17 protein-coding genes and 1 riboswitch are annotated in these 21,176 nt (G+C 36.0%); of the genes, 14 read left to right on the top strand and 3 right to left on the bottom strand.

The features are described from left to right. The first annotated feature begins 33 nt into the window (after positions 1–33). Positions 34–2,025 (top strand): excinuclease ABC subunit UvrB, encoded by a 1,992-nt coding sequence (uvrB, locus tag ACN0U3_RS05675; protein WP_417265473.1) that lies wholly within the window; start codon positions 34–36, stop codon positions 2,023–2,025. A gap of 236 nt (positions 2,026–2,261) precedes the next feature. Then, positions 2,262–2,325, top strand: a riboswitch (Fluoride riboswitch). 21 nt (positions 2,326–2,346) lie between these two features. Further along, positions 2,347–3,555, top strand: a complete 1,209-nt coding sequence (locus tag ACN0U3_RS05680) for a chloride channel protein (RefSeq protein WP_417265474.1) — start codon at positions 2,347–2,349, stop codon at positions 3,553–3,555. Positions 3,556–4,341: 786 nt separating this feature from the next. On the opposite strand, the gene ACN0U3_RS05685 is transcribed toward ACN0U3_RS05680, so the two are convergent. Continuing rightward, positions 4,342–4,599: a hypothetical protein gene (locus ACN0U3_RS05685; protein ID WP_299205689.1), complete on the bottom strand. Its 258-nt coding sequence runs from the start codon at positions 4,597–4,599 to the stop codon at positions 4,342–4,344. Between the two features lie 312 nt (positions 4,600–4,911). Here ACN0U3_RS05685 and ACN0U3_RS05690 point away from each other — a divergent pair, with 312 nt between their 5' ends. From ACN0U3_RS05690 to ACN0U3_RS05720, 7 genes are all read left to right on the top strand, one after another. After that, entirely contained in the window at positions 4,912–5,502 is a 591-nt protein-coding gene (locus ACN0U3_RS05690) for a DinB family protein (protein WP_299205690.1), read from the top strand. Next, complete coding sequence (locus ACN0U3_RS05695) at positions 5,499–6,266, top strand: C40 family peptidase (protein WP_417265475.1); 768 nt, start codon at positions 5,499–5,501, stop codon at positions 6,264–6,266. Before ACN0U3_RS05690 ends, ACN0U3_RS05695 begins: the two co-directional genes overlap by 4 nt. A gap of 122 nt (positions 6,267–6,388) precedes the next feature. Further along, a complete protein-coding gene (gene glyA, locus ACN0U3_RS05700) occupies positions 6,389–7,663 on the top strand; it encodes a serine hydroxymethyltransferase (protein WP_417265476.1) in 1,275 nt (424 codons plus the stop codon). Between the two features lie 187 nt (positions 7,664–7,850). Beyond that, positions 7,851–9,122 (top strand): fumarylacetoacetase, encoded by a 1,272-nt coding sequence (fahA, locus tag ACN0U3_RS05705; RefSeq protein ID WP_417265477.1) that lies wholly within the window; start codon positions 7,851–7,853, stop codon positions 9,120–9,122. Positions 9,123–9,145: 23 nt separating this feature from the next. Continuing rightward, complete coding sequence (locus ACN0U3_RS05710) at positions 9,146–11,392, top strand: RelA/SpoT family protein (RefSeq protein WP_417265478.1); 2,247 nt, start codon at positions 9,146–9,148, stop codon at positions 11,390–11,392. A gap of 102 nt (positions 11,393–11,494) precedes the next feature. Next, entirely contained in the window at positions 11,495–12,745 is a 1,251-nt protein-coding gene (locus ACN0U3_RS05715) for a metallophosphoesterase (RefSeq protein WP_417265479.1), read from the top strand. A 127-nt stretch (positions 12,746–12,872) separates the two neighbouring features. Next, positions 12,873–13,460 (top strand): hypothetical protein, encoded by a 588-nt coding sequence (locus ACN0U3_RS05720; protein WP_417265480.1) that lies wholly within the window; start codon positions 12,873–12,875, stop codon positions 13,458–13,460. A 536-nt stretch (positions 13,461–13,996) separates the two neighbouring features. On the opposite strand, the gene ACN0U3_RS05725 is transcribed toward ACN0U3_RS05720, so the two are convergent. Beyond that, a complete protein-coding gene (locus ACN0U3_RS05725; RefSeq protein ID WP_417265481.1) occupies positions 13,997–14,806 on the bottom strand; it encodes an SDR family oxidoreductase in 810 nt (269 codons plus the stop codon). 250 nt (positions 14,807–15,056) lie between these two features. Here ACN0U3_RS05725 and ACN0U3_RS05730 point away from each other — a divergent pair, with 250 nt between their 5' ends. Genes ACN0U3_RS05730 through ACN0U3_RS05750 form a run of 5 tightly spaced genes read left to right on the top strand, consistent with a single transcriptional unit; the run spans position 15,057 to position 20,342 of the window. Beyond that, positions 15,057–15,518 carry a Fur family transcriptional regulator gene (locus tag ACN0U3_RS05730; RefSeq protein WP_299205703.1) on the top strand — a complete coding sequence of 154 codons (462 nt, stop codon included), beginning with the start codon at positions 15,057–15,059 and terminating at the stop codon, positions 15,516–15,518. A 3-nt stretch (positions 15,519–15,521) separates the two neighbouring features. Beyond that, a complete protein-coding gene (locus ACN0U3_RS05735) occupies positions 15,522–15,878 on the top strand; it encodes an STAS domain-containing protein (protein ID WP_417265482.1) in 357 nt (118 codons plus the stop codon). Beyond that, positions 15,875–17,149: an adenylosuccinate synthase gene (locus ACN0U3_RS05740; RefSeq protein ID WP_299205705.1), complete on the top strand. Its 1,275-nt coding sequence runs from the start codon at positions 15,875–15,877 to the stop codon at positions 17,147–17,149. The genes ACN0U3_RS05735 and ACN0U3_RS05740 overlap by 4 nt, the downstream gene beginning before the upstream one ends. 3 nt (positions 17,150–17,152) lie before the next feature. After that, complete coding sequence (locus ACN0U3_RS05745; protein WP_417265483.1) at positions 17,153–18,751, top strand: OstA-like protein; 1,599 nt, start codon at positions 17,153–17,155, stop codon at positions 18,749–18,751. A 4-nt stretch (positions 18,752–18,755) separates the two neighbouring features. Beyond that, complete coding sequence (locus ACN0U3_RS05750) at positions 18,756–20,342, top strand: phosphoethanolamine transferase (protein ID WP_417265484.1); 1,587 nt, start codon at positions 18,756–18,758, stop codon at positions 20,340–20,342. Between the two features lie 295 nt (positions 20,343–20,637). On the opposite strand, the gene ACN0U3_RS05755 is transcribed toward ACN0U3_RS05750, so the two are convergent. Then, positions 20,638–21,063: a hypothetical protein gene (locus ACN0U3_RS05755; protein ID WP_417265485.1), complete on the bottom strand. Its 426-nt coding sequence runs from the start codon at positions 21,061–21,063 to the stop codon at positions 20,638–20,640. Between the last annotated feature and the right edge of the window lie 113 nt (positions 21,064–21,176).

The following is a 21,176-nucleotide window of genomic DNA, read 5'->3' on the forward strand; positions in this document are numbered from 1 at the left end:
CTCTAAGAACTACAAAATAGTTAACTTTGTAACATGGAATTTAAACTCGTTTCCCCTTTTGAGCCCATGGGTGATCAACCTCAAGCCATTAAAGAATTAACAGCTGGAGTTGAAAACGATACCCAACATCAAACCTTATTAGGTGTAACTGGAAGTGGTAAGACCTTCACAGTGGCCAATGTCATCAAAAATGTGAATCGTCCTACCTTGGTACTTTCCCACAACAAAACCCTGGCTGCGCAACTCTACAATGAATTCAAACAGTTTTTCCCTGAAAATGCGGTGGAATATTTCGTGTCATATTACGATTATTATCAACCAGAAGCTTATTTACCCATAACAGACACATTTATTGAAAAAGATTTAGCAATTAATGATGAAATTGAAAAGCTACGACTTTCTGCTACTTCTGCCCTACTTTCAGGACGAAGAGATGTGATTGTAGTATCCTCTGTTTCGTGTATTTATGGTATCGGAAATCCAAATGAATTTGAAAAGAGCATTATTCCGGTAAGTGTGGGAGACGAAATTCTCAGAAATAAATTCTTATTTAAGTTGGTTGAGAACTTATACTCTCGTGCTGGAGATGAATTTAAAAGAGGAACTTTTCGGGTGACCGGTGATACTGTTGATATTTACCTTGCCTATGCTGATTACGCACTGCGTATTGAATTTTGGGGTGATGAAATTGAAGGGATTTACACCATTGACCCTGAGAATAACGACAAGTTAAGTGAGTTGACCTCCATCAATATTTATCCTGCGAATATCTTTGTAAGTTCTCCAGAAACCACAAAAGCAGCCATTGAGTCCATTCAAGATGATATGGTGCTGCAAGTGGAGAAGTTTAAAGAAGAAGGTAAACACGTTGAAGCAAAACGCTTACTCGAACGGACGGAATATGACCTTGAAATGATTCGAGAATTAGGTTATTGTCAAGGCATTGAAAATTACTCTCGCTATTTCGATAAGCGTCTCCCTGGTTCTCGACCTTTCTGTTTGTTGGATTATTTTCCTGACGATTTCTTAATGGTGGTGGATGAAAGTCACGTGACTTTACCACAAATTAGAGCCATGTACGGTGGAGATAGAGCGAGAAAGATCAATTTGGTTGAATATGGATTCCGTTTACAAGCTGCGATGGACAATCGACCTTTGAAATTTGAAGAATTCGAATCGATTGTGAATCAAACGATATACGTGAGTGCAACTCCAGCTGACTTTGAGATTGAAAAATCGGATGGTGTTGTTGTAGAGCAAGTCATTCGTCCTACGGGATTATTGGATCCTGAAATTGATGTTCGTCCAAGTTTAAACCAGATTGACGATTTAATCGAAGAGATTCAGAAACGAATAGAATTAAAAGAAAGAACACTAGTTACGACACTCACCAAGCGAATGGCAGAGGAATTACAAAAGTACCTTGACCGTATGGGGATTTTATGTCGCTATATTCACAGTGAAGTTGATACTTTAGAGCGTGTTGAGATTCTCCAACAATTACGACAGGGAGACTTTGATGTTTTAATAGGCGTAAATTTACTTCGTGAAGGTTTGGATTTACCAGAAGTGAGTCTAGTCGCTATTTTGGATGCAGACAAAGAAGGATTCTTGAGAAATGAGCGTTCACTGGTTCAAACGGTTGGTCGAGCAGCTCGAAATGTGAATGGAATGGTGATTATGTATGCCGATAAAATAACCAAATCCATGGAGCGCACGATTGACGAAACCTATAGAAGAAGAGCAATTCAAATCGCCTACAACGAGGAGCATGGAATCGTTCCAACAGCATTGAACAAAACCAACGAAAACGCATTCCATTACCGAACAGAAGAAGAAGACAACCGTACAATTGCAGCAGATCCAGTTGAGCAATACATGAGCGCTACGGAGTTAGAGAAAAGTTTAAAAAACGCTGAACGTCAAATGAAAAAAGCAGCCAAAGACCTTGATTTTATGGAAGCCGCACGGTTAAGAGATGAAATGTATCGCTTGCAGAAATTGGTTGAAGTGAAGAAAGGGTAGGTTCTTTTGAGGTTGAGGGCTGTGTTTGGAGAACTAAAGCCACGAGAAGCTGCGCTAAATCTCGCGACAGCCGAGGGTAATTTATGTATGAAAATCCAAGGCCATGTGAAGCTGCGCTAAGTCTTGTGGGAGCCGAGGGATTTCCATAATACCTCAAGGTTTTATCTCGATGTTTTCTGAGAAAATATAAAAACTTAAAGAATCTTCAAAAAACTCAATAAAACAACTACTTTTGCCTAAACATTGGTAATGATGTCTGCCCTAAACCGTCAATTTTTGACTGATGACTTCTGTGAATTAATTACATTAACTGTAGATTAAATGAAGTCGACATATACACTCTTTTTTAAGTGGCTTTTGGTTACGATAATAGTAGCTTTCCTTGCGGGAAGTATTTCTGCCTTGTTTTTAGTTAGCCTGGACATTGTAACGCAACAAAGAACGTCACATGTGCTATTCGTTTACTTTTTACCGCTGGCTGGATTAGCGATTGGATTAATGTATTATTTCGGTGCAAAGCATGTTGAGGGTGGCAACAATCTGTTGATTCAAGAAATGCACAAACCCAAAAAGCATATCCATTGGAAAATCATTCCTTTGGTGTTTTTTGGAACACTCATCACGCATCTATTTGGAGGTTCAGCTGGACGAGAAGGAACAGCCGTTCAAATGGGTGGCGCGGTTGGTGATGCCATGACGCAGTTTTTTAAATGGACAAAAAACAACAGAAAGCGCTTACTTAGAATGGGCGTCGCAGCTGGATTTGCAGGAGTTTTTGGAACACCATTGGCAGGAGCTGTTTTTGCTTTTGAATTGGCCAAGGATAAATCAATTCATTGGAAAAATGCCTTTTGGACAATTGTTGCTTCATTTATTGCTCACTACTCATGTTTAGCTTGGGGTGTTTCTCATTCGCAATATGCATTAACAAGTTTTCCAGACTTATCATTCCAACTCTTGTTCTACACAGTAATCTCAGGATTAGCATTTGGAATTGCGTCCTATCTATTTATTCAGTCCAAACATTATTTCACCAAACTCTTCTCACATGTCAAAATTCCATACCTGCGTCCGATGCTTGGAGGAATGATCATTCTAGGACTGTTCTTAGTCTTTGACATCAACCAATATTTAGGACTTGGAGTGCCTGTAATTCAATCCGCATTTTCAACTCCATTGAACAGCGAAACATTTATGATTAAACTTTTGCTCACGGCATTAACCTTGGGAGCAGGATTTAAAGGTGGAGAAGCAACTCCCCTATTTTTTATTGGAGCAACCTTAGGAAATCTTTTGTTTTTATTCATCCCACTGCCCTTAGATTTATTGGCTGGAATGGGATTCATTGCAGTCTTCGGAGCAGCGACAAACACCCCTATCGCAAGTATAATAATTGGTCTTGAAATGTTCGGTCTTAACGGAATATTATTCTTCGGAATGTCTACATACGTAGCTTATCTCGTTTCGGGAAAAACAAGCGTTTATAGCTCACAACAAATGCTTTTAAAGAAATATTCTATTTTTCAATAAATTTGGTTCACGCCAAAGGTTGAATAGAGTGTGAAAAAATAGATAGTAGACATTAGACTTTTTGTCTAACAACTAATGTCTACTATCTGATAAGGATTTTATAGCCAATCCAAAATAAACAAGAATATTCTGGTATACAAAAACAACTAAAAAAAGTCGTAAATTTTGATAACTCAACTCAATTCCTCCAATCCATTCAACAACAAATAAAGGTAAGAACACAATTAGTAAAAAATTAACCCATTCATTACCGAGTTCATATATCAATGATATTGAAGTCAACACACCAGAAACACCTATAATCAAAAGAGCGAAAGGATATTCTATATTAAGTATAGGAACTAACGCGGTACAAAAGATTCCTATTAACATAAAAATCCTCTTATTAAACTTTTTATTCATCATTTATAATAAAAATATTTTGTTTTATCAAGCGGTCCAGAAGTACTCCCAGTGCTACCTAGTTATTACAAGAGGTGATACTCTATGGTTTATCTCGGGGTAGTCTGAAAATCAAATTCTAACATCTAAAAGTACAAATATTTTACAATCCAACTACCGCTGCTCCGTTTACTGTTCCTTTTTTCTTGCTGTTATCAACAGTACTAATGCTTGGGCACCCAGGGGCATCGTTGCCTCTACATCTATTTCTTAACCATTTTACGGGTTTTATCCATCCTTGAATTGTATAAGCATTACCTATGAATTGAACTTTATTTTACAAAAAAACCACCACTCCTCTGCTCAAGAGAAATGATGGTTCAGTACCTAAAAATAAGCTATGGATTATTGCATTTTGTTTAAACGCTTAACCCATTCTTCTTGTGTTTTCTCAACTTTTTCAACGATTGCTTTAAAGTCTTTTTTTCCTTTTGCTTTCTTAATTTCTGACATTATTTCCTCTTGGAAATCTGCTGCGTCATCGATAAAAGCGTCAGACTCTTCAGTTTTTGAAGCATTATACAATTGAATACTGTAGCACTCGTCTACTACATCATAAATCATCCCGTTGATGCTTCTTTTTAAATCTCTTACGTTTGCCATTTTAAATAAAATTAAAGTGCATATTTTGTATTTTAACAATACAAATTTTGCTTTTGTTTTCGTAGTAAAGGTAAGCCTAAACTTTAAATTTTATATCATAAACCATTCGAAATTTACCTCCCTTCCTTTTCTAAGGAAATTCATGAATATTTAAAGTCATAAATATTACCGCATAAACACCTGTAAAACAATTAATTATCAAAGTTGTTTTATTCTAAAAACCTATCCTTATTTTAAAAGCATAATTTATCCAGTATTTTATTGGAGACTACCGGAAATGGTGTTATTTTTGACCTGCTTAAGCATATGACTATGAAGGGATTTTTATCAGATGAATTATTATTAAACTTAAGGAATATAACGCATGCTAATATTTCATTGATCTCTAAAAAATGTACCCATTTAGGAGAAAATCAAATCACTTGGCGACCAAGTAAAGACGCATGGAATATTCAAGAAGTCTTATCTCACCTCAATAGTTATTCTACTTATTATCATCAGGTTTTTCTGGATAAGATTCAAAATACCAAGTTTAAAAACGTAAAAGAACATTTTGTACCTTCTCCTTTGGGTAGAAGTGCATGGCGTTCAATGCAACTGGGTCGATTAAACAACGTTAAACGTAAATTTAGAGCCCCAAGAAACTTAAATCCAACATTAAGCCCTGAATTAATCGATCATTCAGCTGTAATAAACTTTATAAAACACCAAGAAGAATTGATTACTATTCTTGAGCAGGCTGAAAATGTAAATTTAAAAAAGGTAAAAGTTCCTATTTCAATCAGCAAGATTGTGAGATTAAGACTTGGTGACGCCTTAATGTTTGTCATATACCACAATGAACGACACATACAACAAGTCAAAAACATTTTAGAACATCCAAATTTCCCAAAAAAGAAATGAAAACTGGTGCCATAGCAATTTGCGGTCTATCCGTTATTCCTGTAAGAGCCAAACCTGATGACACTTCCGAAATCGTTACACAACTCTTATTTGGGGAAAAAATAGAATACTTAGAGATTCAAAATCAATGGATTAAAGTTGAAATCGCTCACGATCAATATGTGGGTTGGATAGACCATAAACAAGTGCTTGAACTATCGGACAATAGTTCTTTCCTATTGCATCCACCCTCACAATACCAGCAAGAAGCAGCATTAAAACTAGAAACTCCTTGGGGAATTCAAACAATACTTAAAGGTTCTCCAATTTTATCGCCATCAAAAAATTTCACAATTGATGGTTATCAATTCAAATGGATTGACTCAGAACCAAAGCAATACAGCAAAGACATCATTGAACTGGCGAAATCATACCTGAATGCACCTTACCTTTGGGGAGGACGTACACCTTTTGGAATAGATTGCTCAGGATTTAGTCAAACGGTTTATCATCAAATCGGATACCGCTTGAATCGTGATGCTTCTCAGCAAGTTTTACAAGGGTCACCTATTCACTTTGATGAGCAAAAATCAGGTGATTTGGCCTTTTTCGCCTCTGAAAAAACGGGCAACATAACCCATGTTGGAATTATTTTACCAGAACACAAAATCATTCATGCCCATGGAAGAGTTCGCATTGACACCTTGAATGAAAAAGGAATTTTCAATGAGGAGAAAGCATATTATTCACATCAATTCCACAGCATAAGGCGTTACGATATATAAAGAGAAATAGTTTAATTAGAGCGCTTTCAAAGTTAATTTCAAATAAAGTTTTTATCTTGACGCTCCGTGAAAACAAACGATAAAGGAAAAGTGTATTATTTTAAAGTTGAAAATTATATAAAATGAAACGAGATAAGGAAATATTTGATTTAATTGGACTTGAAAAAGAACGTCAAATCAATGGAATCGAATTGATTGCTTCTGAAAACTTTGTAAGTGAAGAAGTAATGGAAGCAATGGGGTCAGTATTAACGAATAAATACGCAGAAGGACTTCCAGGAAAAAGGTATTATGGTGGATGCGAAATCGTTGACCAAGTTGAACAGCTAGCCATTGATAGACTGTGTAAGTTATTCGGCGCAGAATGGGCCAACGTACAACCCCATTCAGGTTCTCAAGCCAACGCTGCTGTAATGTTAGCATGTCTACAACCTGGCGACAAAATCTTAGGATTTGATTTATCTCATGGAGGCCACCTGACACACGGATCTTCTGTTAACTTTTCAGGAAAACTTTACAATCCTCACTTTTACGGTGTGGACAAAGAAACCGGTCGTATCGATTACGAAGCTTTAGAAAAGAAAGCCGAAGAGGTAAAACCAAAAATGATCATTGTTGGTGCTTCTGCATACAGTAGAGATTGGGATTATGCAAGAATTAGAAAAGTAGCCGATCAAGTGGGCGCTTTAATTTTGGCTGATATTTCTCATCCAGCAGGGATGATTGCGACAAAGTTATTAAACAACCCAATGGAGCACTGTCATATCGTTACCTCAACAACTCACAAAACTTTACGTGGACCACGTGGAGGAGTGATTATGCTAGGAAAGAACTTTGACAATCCTTTCGGTATCCGTTGGAAGAATGGAAACTTAAGATCAATGGCTTCATTATTAGATGCTGCAGTATTCCCAGGAACACAGGGTGGACCATTGGAACATGTAATCGCTGCTAAAGCAGTTGCTTTTGGAGAGGCTTTAGATCCTAAATTCACAACTTACCAAAAACAAGTTGCTGCCAATGCAAAAATTATGGCAGAAGAATTTGTAAAACTAGGGTATAAAATCATTTCTGAAGGAACCGACAACCACTCTATGTTGATTGACTTACGTTCAAAAGGAATTACAGGTAAGGACGCTGAGAATGCATTGAACGAAGCCCACATTACGGTGAACAAAAATATGGTTCCGTTTGATACAGAGTCTCCATTTGTAACCTCTGGAATTCGCATTGGAACTCCAGCAATTACAACCCGAGGGCTAAAAGAAAATGACATTCCAAAAATTGTCGCTTTAATGGATAAAGTAATGACCAATATAGGAAACGAAAGCATCACCAAGGAAGTTATCGCTGAAGTGAAAGAAATGATGGCAGGCTATCCATTATTCCAGTTCTAATATAAGTTTAGAAACACATTTGAAGGGCAGGACAATAGTTTTCTGCCCTTTTTTCATGAATATTACTGAAGGTTTTTAAACAATATACCTCAGACGTCGTTTTCCCTCAAAAACACTTCACACTCTACTTTGATGAATCGAAAGACTTTAGTATTTTTGCTTGAAACAATATCAAATCAAAAATAAAATGATCAAAGCAAACGACCCGTCATTAAAATCTTGGATTGAAGTAGATGCAAATTCTGACTTCCCAATTCAAAACTTACCTTTTGGAATATTCAAGACAAAGCAAGGAGCTGCCCGTGTAGGGTCAAGAATTGGAGATAAAGTTATTGACCTGAACGCATTGTATGTATTGGGTTATTTCAAAAACCTACCATTTGCACAAGCGGACTTTCAAACTGATGCCTTAAATCCTTTAATGAAAAAAGGGAAATCAGCGACAACTGAATTAAGAAACCGTTTGTCTAAGTTATTCAACAAAGAAAACACAGATCTATCGAACAATGCTCATCATGTTGACCAAGTGTTGCATGACGTTGACAAAGTAGAAATGTTAATGCCTGTTCAGGTGGGAGACTATACCGACTTTTATTCTTCAGAAGGACATGCCACTAACGTAGGTACTTTATTTAGAGATCCTGCCAATGCGTTATTGCCTAACTGGAAATGGATTCCTGTAGGCTACCATGGAAGAGCAAGTTCTATAATTCCAAGCGAGCAAGCAATAAAACGTCCAAAAGGGCAACAAAAGCCTAATGAAGACCAAGATCCAGTATTCGGACCTTGTAAATTATTAGACTTTGAGTTAGAAATGGCTTTTATTACCTACGATGGAAAACCATTAGGAGAAAGCATCTCTACAGACGAAGCTAAAGATTATATTTTTGGAATGTGCATCATGAATGATTGGTCGGCACGAGATATTCAAAAATGGGAATATGTTCCACTTGGACCATTTTTAGCCAAAAGTTTTGCTTCTTCAATCTCACCATGGATTGTAACAATGGACGCCTTGGAGCCATTTAAAACAAAAGGCCCCGTTCAAGACCCAAAAGTACTTCCATATTTGGAGTATAAAGAAGATGCGCACTATGATATCAACTTAGAAGTTGGAATTATTCCAGAAAAAAGTGAAGAAACTATCGTTTGTAAATCCAATTATAAATACATGTATTGGAACATGTCACAACAGTTGGCTCACCATACTGTCAATGGATGTAACATTCGTTGTGGAGACATGATGGCCTCAGGAACGATTTCAGGAGAAGAAAAGAGTTCATTTGGTTCTATGTTAGAATTGTCATGGAGAGGTACACAACCCCTTAAAATGAAAGACGGTTCAGAACGTAAGTTCATTCAAGACCATGACACTGTAGTAATGCGTGGACATTGTAATGCCAATGGAGTACGCATTGGATTTGGAGAGGTATCTACAAAAGTATTGCCTGCAGATTAACATTTTATTATTACTTTAACTGAGTGGAAAATAAACCGGAAATTGATTTAGAACAAGAACGTAAAGAAATCCTTAACGCGTTCAGAAGTTTGCTACGTGTAACGAAGAATAACCGTACACGAGAAGAAACAAAACAAATCAGAAAAGCATTTGATGTTGCCGTCGAAGCTCATAAAGATATGCGCCGTAAATCGGGTGAACCTTATATATATCACCCGATTGCGGTTGCTAAAATATGCGCCGAAGAAATGGAACTTGGAGCAACTGCTGTTATTGCCGCTTTGCTTCATGATACCGTTGAAGACACCTACATTACATTGGATGACATTGAAGAACTGTTTGGGAAAACAGTACGTTCAGTTATTGATGGATTAACAAAAATCCCTGAAGTTTTTGACGAGAATGTTTCTATTCAAGCGGAAAACTTCAGAAAAATGATCCTCACCATTTCTGATGATTTACGTGTGGTATTGATTAAGTTAGCGGACCGACTACACAACATGCGAACATTGGAAAGTATGCGTCCTGACAAACAGTTAAAGATTGCTTCAGAGACCAATTTCCTCTATGCACCACTCGCCCATCGCTTGGGACTCTACACCATCAAAGGTGAATTGGAGGATTTGTGCTTAAGGTACATGAATCCACAAGCCTACCGAGAGGTGAGCAGTAAATTGAAGTCAACACATGCTGTTCGTCAACGCTTTATTCGCAGATTCACACATCCAATTAAAGAAGCTTTAACCAACGAAGGATATGTCTTTGAAATTAAAGCCAGAACGAAATCAATTTCATCCATTTGGAGAAAAATGAAAAGTAAACAAGTGCCTTTTGAAGAGGTATTTGACTTGTTTGCAATTCGTATTATTTTAGACACCCCTGAGGAATTAGAAAAACCTGATTGTTGGAGGGTTTACAGTATTGTTACCGACTTTTACCAACCTAATCCTGATCGATTAAGAGACTGGATTTCTACTCCTCGTGCCAATGGTTATGAATCATTGCACACCACTGTGATGAGTCCACAAGGGAAATGGGTTGAGGTACAAATCCGTTCAACACGAATGGACCAAATCGCTGAAAAAGGATTAGCAGCACATTATAATTATAAAGAGTCTAAAAACGGAGAGAATAAATTTGACCGTTGGATAGGCGAAATTCGAGAATTGATTGGTAATCATTCAGAAGATGCAATGGATTTTGTGAATGAATTTAAACTCAATTTATTCAATGATGAAATCTATGTATTTACTCCACAAGGAGAATTACGCGTACTACCAACAGGAGCAACAACTTTGGACTTTGCATTTGACATTCATACAGATATAGGGTTGAAATGTATTGGCGCCAAAGTAAATAAACGACTGGTTCCATTGAGCCATCAGTTGAAAAGCGGTAACCAGGTAGAAATTATCACCTCAAGTAAACAAAGACCAAATGAAGAATGGCTAAAATTTGCAATTACTGGTCGTGCAAAACAAAAGATTAAAGCTGCGCTTAACGAAGAACGAAATAAAATTGCAGAAGACGGTAAGGAAATTCTAGACCGTAAATTCAAACAACACAATATTCGTTTTATCAGCGAGAATATTTCCATCCTTGAGAAATACTACAACGTTCCTACCGCTACTGAATTATACATCAGAATAGCAAAAGGAAAGGTAGATTTATCTAAACTGCGCAGAATTAAAAATGTGGGTGGTGTCCTGAAAGTAGAAAAGGAAACGAAAACAAATAAGATCAAACACGCGACTGACATCAGTAAGCGTATTGATAGTAAAAAAGACACATTAGTAATCGGTGACGACTTTAAAGACATTGATTATGACTTTGCAAAATGCTGTAATCCCCTACCTGGAGATTCTGTATTTGGATTTATTACGGTGAGTAATGGAATTAAAATTCACAGAACGGATTGTCCAAATGCAGAGAACCTGATGGGGAAAATGAATTACCGTTGCATCAGTGCCAGATGGAAAAACCAAGAAGTCAAAGAACATATTGCTAAACTTAAACTGATTGGTATTGATGGTTTAGGAATTGTAAATAAAATCACAGAAATCATTTCCTTCCAGCACAACGTAAACATGCGTTCTATAAGCTTTGAATCTACCGATGGAATTTTTGAAGGTAAAATACAAGTTTATGTAATGGACAAGTACCATTTAGATGAATTGATCGAAAAATTCGAAATGACAGAAGGTATTCAGCGTGTAGAAAGATGGGATGATGTTTCACAAGAAAGTGAAGAAGATTATTTAAGCAAGTAACTTAATAATATAGAACCTTTTTATGATTTTATTGTTCTTAAGTTAACATTTCGTCTTGCCAATTGAGTCAAAGGAAATGTTATTAATCTTATACATTCAACAATGAGTTATCGTTATATTATTTGGTTTTCAATGATCTTGGCATCGCTTGTTGTGCTAGACTTATATATTTGGAGAGGCTACCGCAAAACGGTCAACAAAAAATACTTTAAGTATTTAAAATGGTTGATTCCATTCTCTTCCATTTTGTTCCTGAGTGGTTTTACGATTAACCTTTATAGAGGCTCAGTTGGAATTTATAATGCCAATATCATCGTCAATACTTTTTTCGGAATTTCTTTGGGGTTCTTTATCGCTAAACTCTTAGCTGCTTCTTTTCTTTTAACTGAAGACCTGTATAGGATTCTGCTATTTATAAACCACAAAGTTTTCGCGAAGAAAGGAAAATCCAGTACATTCTCAAGCAGAAGGAATTTTGTGCGTAATGTTTCGCTTGGTATTGCAACAATTCCTGTTTTGGGGACGATTTACGCCGTTACTAAAGGAAAATATAATTTCCATGTCAAGCGCCTAGACCTATCCATGAAAAGACTTCCGAAATCATTTGATGGATTAAAAGTGGTACAGTTTTCAGATTTTCATGCCGGAAGTTTTGACGATATAACTGCTGTTCAAGAAGGCTTGTCTTTAATCAATAAAGCAAATCCCGACATCATTGTATTCACAGGAGATTTAGTCAATAATCGCGCGGCTGAAATGCTACCTTATATTGATTCATTAAAAAATCTTTCTGCTAAATACGGTAAATATGCCATTTTAGGGAATCATGATTATGGTGACTACGTTAAATTTGACTCTCCCGAAGAACGTCAAAAAAACTTAGACGATCTCGACCAAATATTTAAAGACACAGGTTTCCATTTATTGAAAAATGAAAACATTCAAATTGACAATGGGACAGATCAAATTGACATCATTGGAGTTGAAAATTGGGGTGAAGGACCATTTCCGAAATATGGCGATATCGATTTAGCTACAAATTCACTTCCTCAAGAACGATTCAATATTCTATTAAGTCACGACCCTGACCACTGGGAGAATCTACTCAGAAATCACCCCAAACATTTCGACCTTACATTAAGTGGACACACGCATGGCTCTCAAGTTGGAGTCGACATACCAGGTTGGAGATGGAGTCCAGTAAAATACAGATACAAAAGATGGCTTGGCCATTACACTGAAAACAACCAACATCTATTTGTCAGTAAAGGCTTCGGATATCTAGGTTTTCCAGGTAGAATTGGAATGTCTCCAGAAATTGTAAGCTTTAAACTTCATGCAGAGGAAGCTTAGATTACCATGAATCATCTCAGTAATTCTTCCCACAACATTGAGAAAGAGTTAAATTTTATAGTTTTTTAGTAGTTTATCTAAAACACCACCCACTAAAAAACCTATTTTAGCACAAATTCCCAATATTATGAAAAAGATTATATTACTTAGCGCATTATTTATTGGATTTAGCCTTACCAGCTTTAGTCAAAACGAAGAAAACAAGAACCTCGATCAACAATTTAAAGAATTAATCGAAAGCTCCAATTCTTATCAGGCTTATAAGGTCATTAAGCATTCTAAATTAAAGATATTACAAAAAGATATTCGTGATTCAATTAACGTATTAGAGAAAACAATAAGCAATTCTCAACTGTTGATTGCAGATCAAAAAGCTAAAATTGACAGTAGCCTACAAGTCATTGAAGGATTAAATACAAAATTAGCAGAAACACAAAAGCAAGTTGATAACATCAACATTTTGGGAATTTCAACCAATAAATCATCGTACAGTACCATCATGTGGACCATTGTTATTTTATTGGTATTCACCGCGTTAATTCTATTCTTTATTTATAAAAAAGGGAACAGAAAAACCAAAGAAGCTAAAGCAAAATTCTTAGAAACGGAACAGGAATTAGAAGGATTAAGAAAACGCTCATTAGAACGTGAACAAAAAATTCGCCGTGAACTTCAAGATGAAATCAACAAAAACAGATCAACAAGAACAGATTAATTTAATAATCAATGTTTTACGGAAGGATGTAAAAATATGCTGATGCAAAAGCCGCATCATCAGTACGTTGAAATGAGCTAGGCTTTCAGCCCGCAATTGTAGATAATATATGTTTGAAAATTCTAGAAACACGAAATGCTCTACTATTGGGTGGGCTTTAGTCCATCTATATTAATAACGTTGTGACTCCACAAATTCAAAATATTCGGCGAAATAGCACGCTATTTCGCCGAATATTTTGAATTTGTTTTATTATTTACCTTTTAACCAAGGACTTGCGTCCTTGGCTAAAAAAATGCCGTACCTTCGGCACTTTTTGTTTAACTACTATGACATTCATTATTTGCAATCGACACACTAAACCTTTCGAATGCGGGAAGTGAAATTATGATTCCAAGCGGATATTCCAAAAGTGTTTCTATTAGATTTCTCCATTTCTAAAATCTTCAATCTTAGAAATGATCTTACGACTAAGAACCTCTCATACTTTCGACTGATATCTTTAGGTATTCCTTCTTTTACTTTTGACCAACAGACTAAAAACTGTATTTTAATATAGATTCCAAAACTCCACCATCGACTAAAATGTCTGTTCCACTAATAAATCTAGCCTCCTGACTCACCATGAATTTAATTACATCCGCAATATCATCAGGTTCACCTGTTCGATTCAAGGGTGTCATTTGTAACAGTTGATTGATTTTTTCTGGATGTTCCTCCGCTGCTTTCAATCCCATTTGCGTCATAATAACGCCAGGAGAAATAGAATTTATGCGACTTCCTTTTTTTCCAAAACGCATCACATTTTCTTTGACCAGCAACAAGACCCCTCTTTTAGTATAATTGTACATCAAAGAAGAATCATCTTTCACTACCGCTTTAATTACCGAAAGCGAATCTATTTTCAATGGATTTTTTAATGCTTCATCATGTTTTTCATTCCCTGGAATAGTATGTCCCATCATTGAAGAAAAAAGAACAATAGACGATCCTTCTTCAGCAATAGCATAAACAGCATCAACAATTAAGGCTGTACCTTTAAGATTAATATTAAAAACTTTATCAACATTATTTACAGTCTCACTTACTCCAGCGGTATGGATTAGTCCACCAAACGGACCTTGTTTTTGCGTAAAAGCGATCAACTGTTCAACCTCTTCCTTAGAAGTAATATCACTTTTAAAGCCAACAGCATCAAAGCCCTTCTTTTTATATTCATCCACTGTTTTATTTACAACATCATCTGCAAAATCCGCCACAACAATTTTGTATTCCTTCAGTTTATTTCCAGTTGCGACTCCTAAGCCTCCTGCACCACCGGTGATCAACATTACTTTCTTCTCCATATTTATTTTTTTAATTCACTATTAATCAACAAAATGAAGATAAGATAATTTTCAACTAGTTAAGGTAACATTCATCACATTAAGTTTATAAACTGAGCAGTATCATGTTTTCAGGAAAGAAAAATTCACAAAACATTTCACTCAAAAGCGCTGTTCTCAAAGTGGTGTGCATAACTTCTTTATAATTCTACAGAAAAGGAAGGTTCTATCTCACAATTTCCTTATTTTTGTTTTTTAATGCAATAAATGTATGAAAAGCGTACAAGAAACAGTTAAGAGTATATTTTCTGCGTATTTAGAAAAGAATGGGCACAGGAAAACCCCTGAGCGTTTTGCTATTCTAGAGGAAATATATAATTACGAAGGACATTTTGATATTGAGTCTTTGTACATCAAAATGAAGAACAAAAATTACCGTGTGTCGAGGGCAACATTGTACAACACAATAGATTTGCTTTTGGCCTGCAACCTTGTACGTAAGCATCAATTTGGGAAGAACATAGCTCAATTTGAGAAGTCTCATGGATTTAAGCAGCATGACCACCTTGTTTTAACAGATACTGGCGAGTTATTAGAGTTTTGTGATCCACGAATTCAAAACATTAAATCGACCATCGAAGAAGTATTTGGCGTAAAGATAGATCATCATTCACTCTATTTTTATGGAGTTAGAAATGAAAATGTAACTGACAATTCATCTGATAAAACATAAGTAGTGAGCTTTTCTTACGAAATTCAAATACAATCTTCAATTTGTATCCTTTCATTTTCTGGAACTATTTTATCGCAAGATGAATATGGAGATGCTATGGAAATCATTGATGAAAAATTGGCTGAAGGTCAACGAAAATTCATTATTGATTTAAAAGAATTAAACCAGGTCAACAGTAGTGGCTTAAATTTCATTTTAAGAATATTTACACACATTCGAAATAAAGGAGGAGAATTAATTCTTGTCCATGCTAACAAAACAATTAGCGAACTTTTTAAAATTTCAAAGTTAAATACAGTTTTTAATATTTCGGCAGACAAACAAACTGCCATTAACCAATTAAATGCACCAGAGGCATGAGTAAAGTAGACGTATTATTAGGATTACAATGGGGTGATGAAGGAAAAGGGAAAATAGTTGATGTACTCACTCCCAAATATGATATCATCGCACGTTTTCAAGGTGGACCCAATGCTGGACACACCTTAGAATTTGATGGAATTAAACATGTTTTGCATACAATTCCTTCAGGAATTTTTAGAAAAGACACTTTAAACATTGTAGGTAACGGAGTAGTCATTGATCCAGTGATTTTCCAACGCGAAATCGAAAACCTTGCAAAGTTTAACCTACCGATTAAAGAAACTTTATTGATTTCAAATAAAGCACACTTAATCCTCCCAACACACCGTTTACTGGATGCTGCTTCAGAGCAAGCAAAAGGAAACTCAAAGATTGGATCGACGCTGAAAGGAATTGGACCTACGTACATGGACAAAACAGGGCGTAATGGAATTAGAGTGGGTGACATCTTCACTCCTACTTTCAAAGAAAAGTATGACAACCTTGTTGCTAAGCACAAAGGAATGTTGGACCACTACGAAGGATTTGAATATAATATTGAGGAGTTAGAGGCGGCATTCTTTGAAGGAATTGATTTGTTGAGATCCTTGACTACAATTGATAGTGAGCACTACATCAACAAAGCGATGAAAGAAGGCAAAACCATCTTGGCTGAAGGTGCTCAAGGAACATTATTGGATATTGATTTTGGTAGTTATCCTTTCGTGACTTCTTCAAATACAATTACTGCTGGTACATGTACTGGTTTAGGAGTTGCACCTACAAGAATTGGAGACGTAATTGGAATTTTTAAAGCGTACTGTACACGTGTGGGATCGGGACCATTCCCAACTGAGTTGCACGATGAAGTAGGTGAAGAAATCCGTAAAGCTGGTGGTGAATTTGGAGCCACAACTGGACGTCCAAGGCGTTGTGGTTGGATCGACATTCCAGCGTTAAAATATGCAATCATGATCAACGGTGCTTCTGAACTTTCTATGATGAAATCTGATGTTTTGGATGGATTTGAGGAAATTAAAGTATGTACTCATTATATCATCAATGGCAAGAAAGTTGATTATCTTCCGTTTGATATTACAGATATTGAAATAGAACCAGTTTATAAGTCATTTAAAGGATGGAATACGGATACAACAAAACTGACTTCTTTCGCAGATGCACCAGAAGAGTTGAAAGCCTATGTTTCTTATTTAGAAAATGAACTTGAAGTGCCAATTAAAACTGTTTCTGTTGGACCTGATAGAAGTCAAACATTAAATAATAAGTAATCATTGAAACTGAAGTTTAACATATTAAAAATTGCGCTTTTAATTGGAAGCGCAATTTTTTTGTTTCCAAGAACAGCCTTCAACCAAGAATTTATTGAACTTTTGGAAGGTTCTGAAGAAATTCGCCTGGATGGTAAAACAGGAAACTATATTGTTAAAGGAAATGTTGTTTTTGAGAAACAAGATACCCGCCTTTATTGCGATTCGGCATACTATAACTTGGTGCACAATACCATTCGGGCCTATGGAAATATTCACCTGAATAAACAAGATACCCTCAACATGTTTTGCGACTCTTTATTTTTTGATACTAAAAAAGATTATGCAAAAATGTATGGAAATGTTAGGGTGAGAAATAACGAGTATAAACTAACCACAGACTCCCTCGACTACGACTTTAAAAAGAATGTAGGGATATATAAAAACAAAGGGTTAATTACCAGTATTTCTTCAAGTGACCAATTAAGCAGTGTCGTAGGATATTTTTATCCGAATTCAGAACAGTTCAACTTCAGTAAAGATGTTGTTTACTCCAACGACGAATACACCATTACTACAGATACACTTCAATTTAACGGAAGAAGCAAAAAAGCTTTCTTTTTTGGTCCAACACATATCAAAAATGATCAAAGTCTGATGTATTGTGAAAAAGGTTGGTATGATATAAACAAAGATATTGGAGTCTTCGAAGAGAATGCTTACATCGATAGAAAAGAAATTTACATTGGTGGAGACAGTTTATATTATTCCGCTACTGATAGCCTTTATATCGGGAAAAAAAATGTACACATCATCGATACCACAAACAAAGTTGCTTTCCAGGGCGACTATGCCGTTAATGACGATAAAAAGAAGTTTGCTTTTATTACAGGACACGCATTAGCCAAACGCTTTGATGATAAAGATACACTCTACATCCATGCAGATACATTGTTCAATTACTCCGACTCACTTGGAGATCCTTCATTAATGCAAGCCTACTACAATGTAAAACTTTATCGCGGCGATATGCAAGGAATTTGTGATTCTTTAATTTACGACAGGAATCTCGGTGAAATGAATATGTATAGCGAACCCACCTTATGGGCTAAAGAAGCACAACTTTCAGGTGATACCATTACCATTTATGAAAAAGATAATAAAATTCAACGTGCTTTTTTAAGAAAGCAAGGTTTGGTCATTACACATGTAGATTCTACAAACTATTATAATCAAGTTGCAGGTACTACGATGAATGCATATTTTGATTCTACCCAGATTAAACGAGTGGATATCGAAGGAAATGCCAAAACCATTTATTTTTTAGAAGACGAAGAAGAAAACGATACCGTTATTGTTGTCAACAGAAAAGGAATGAATCGCATCTACGCTGCTAACATCAGCCTAGGATTTAAAGATGGTGATATTGAAACTGCAACATATAGAGAAAGTCCAGACGGTATGCTGTACCCGATGAAGGACATAAAAAAAGATGAAGAACGCGTGGAGCAATTCAAATGGAGTGAAGAAAAGCGTCCTTTAAGCTGGCAAGACATGATTCACACAGAGGAAGAGAAGAAAAATATTCTTACTATCTTCAGGCTTTTAACAGCCCCATTTTAGAATAATGAAATCGCTACTCGGTACTATCAATCAAATTTTTCCTTTCTATCTTACATTGATTGTGAATTTTCCATTAATCATTGGTTTATTCATCAATAGCGATTTAGTTTCACCTCGTTTGGTCATGATTAATTTCATTTGGCAAACACTGATTGTGATTCTTTATCGGGTGTTAAAAAGCACAGCCCTCTACAGAACTGTCCTTGTCGTTGCCACGCTTTTCTCACTTATCGAAGGCCTACATTGGATTATTTTAAAAGGTCCACTCTCAACCTCTAGCCTATTCGTAATTTCAGCCACCAACTACAGTGAGAGTTTTGATTTCCTGAGTATAAAAATCGGATTCAACCTACTTTTGATTACTCCATTATTCCTCTTCTTCTTTTTGGCTTGGAAAAAACGTCCGATTTATGCTGGATTACCTTTTAGAACCTATGTTTACGGTGTACTTCTTTTGGGGATTTTTGGTTTCATTTTAGAAAATGCTTTAAACGACAGATTGGTTAGAAAAGGACTACCAAATTTGGTGAAAGTCGCCATTACTTTCCAAAATCAATTGGACCTATTCAAAACCGCCAAAAACAGCGAAGCTATTCGGTTCGTAGAAGCCAAAGCTACAGATCAAAAGCAAACTGTTGTTTTGATTATGGGAGAATCTTGCAACAGAAATCACATGCAGTTATATGGAGCAGCAAGAAAAACTACTCCACTTTTAAGTCAACGCGAAGACTTAATCGTTTTTGACAATGTAGTCTCCTCCTATTCCAATACCATTTCATCAGTCTTGACCAGTTTATCAGCTTCAGCGCTTGACAATAACATTCCACTAAGTGCCTCTACAGACATTATGGATGTTTTTGCTTCGGCGGGTTATTCCACTTATTGGGTTTCAAATCAATCCCCAATTGGAGTTTGGGAAAACATGGTAACAGTCTTTGCACGTAAAGCTGCCCATCCGGTTTTTGTGAACCTATCCAGCAGCAACTCAATGGAATCAACACAAATGAAATCGTATGACGAATTGCTTTTCAAGCCTACAGAAAAAATGCTGCAAAGTGATGACTCACTTCAGTTTATAGTCATTCACATGATGGGAAATCACTCTGCGTTTAAAAATCGTTATCCTACAGATTTTGCGCAATTCAGTGGAAATGACGATAAATCACAAACCATAGCTGAATACCACAACAGCATGCTGTACCACGATTACGTTGTAGACTCTTTATTGAAAATCATAGATCAAAACACAGAGAATGCAATTGTTCTGTACACTGCTGATCACGGTGAAAACATTTATGATGAAGGCGGGAATTTAGGTCACGATTATGCAGGGAAATTACCCAAATCCAATGTTGAAATCCCATTCGTAATTTGGGGTTCTGACCATTATCGAAAAAACAACTCAGCAATGCTAGATTTAATGCGCACGAGAAAATCCACTCCTTATGTTACCGATCATTTATTCCACACCCTGATTGATTTAGCGAAAATAAACAGTGCTGTTTTTGTTCCTGAGAAAAGTCTGGTCAATTCACGCTTTGATTCCACTCGAAAACGTATTTTAGAAGATGGTTTTGATTATGATGAGTAAATTAACTCATTCCCGCTCTGCTGCAGTTGCACTGCTGCAGCCTATCTCTTTAATGGTCTGTTTGATTTGACTCCTTGTTTCATATGATTTGATTTAAGTTTGTATTATTAAGTTAAATCAAATATTTGGATTAGACATCATGATAACCAGTGTTTTCATAAAATAAAATAGTGCGCAGCAGTGCAACTGCAGCGCAGCCAATCAATTCACACTTTGATTCCACTCGAAAACGTATTTTAGAAGATGGTTTTGATTATGATGAAGAGCGATAAATGGTTGACAAACACAACATTCATCAATCTAGAATTCTCACATAAAATCCTTCAGCTCCTTTCTTGCCTAATACTATTTTATTCTCTCCATCGAAGATAGATTTATAGTCTTTTGATGTGCTTTGTCCATAAATTGAAAAAAGAGGTGCTGCTATCTTTTTTTCTGTAATCGTAAACTCATAATTTGAATTTCGCCTGATTCCAGTCAACAACTGATCTCCTACTTCCATGAATAGATTGACATATTTATTGTCATTGAGTTTTGTTATTTCACCATGCAACTCACCTTTTTCATCTCTAGCTATTTCAATTTCTATTCCTTCTAGAATTCCGCGATCTTTCAGCTCCCAGTTTCCAATGAAATTAGAATCTGAAATTTTCGTCAACTTTGTATCTTCACAGCTAGATGTAAAAAATAGAACACCAAACACAAACAATAATCGTTTCATCTTTAAATCAATAATTAAACACCGTCTCTAATGGTATTATTTCAAATATAAAATCATCACCCCCACCATTCAAAATTACAAAAAATAATCGCTTAACGAAGGCAATAAAAAGA

The organism is Brumimicrobium sp. (genome assembly GCF_048268645.1).
Lineage (GTDB): Bacteria > Bacteroidota > Bacteroidia > Flavobacteriales_D > Crocinitomicaceae > Brumimicrobium > Brumimicrobium ulvae.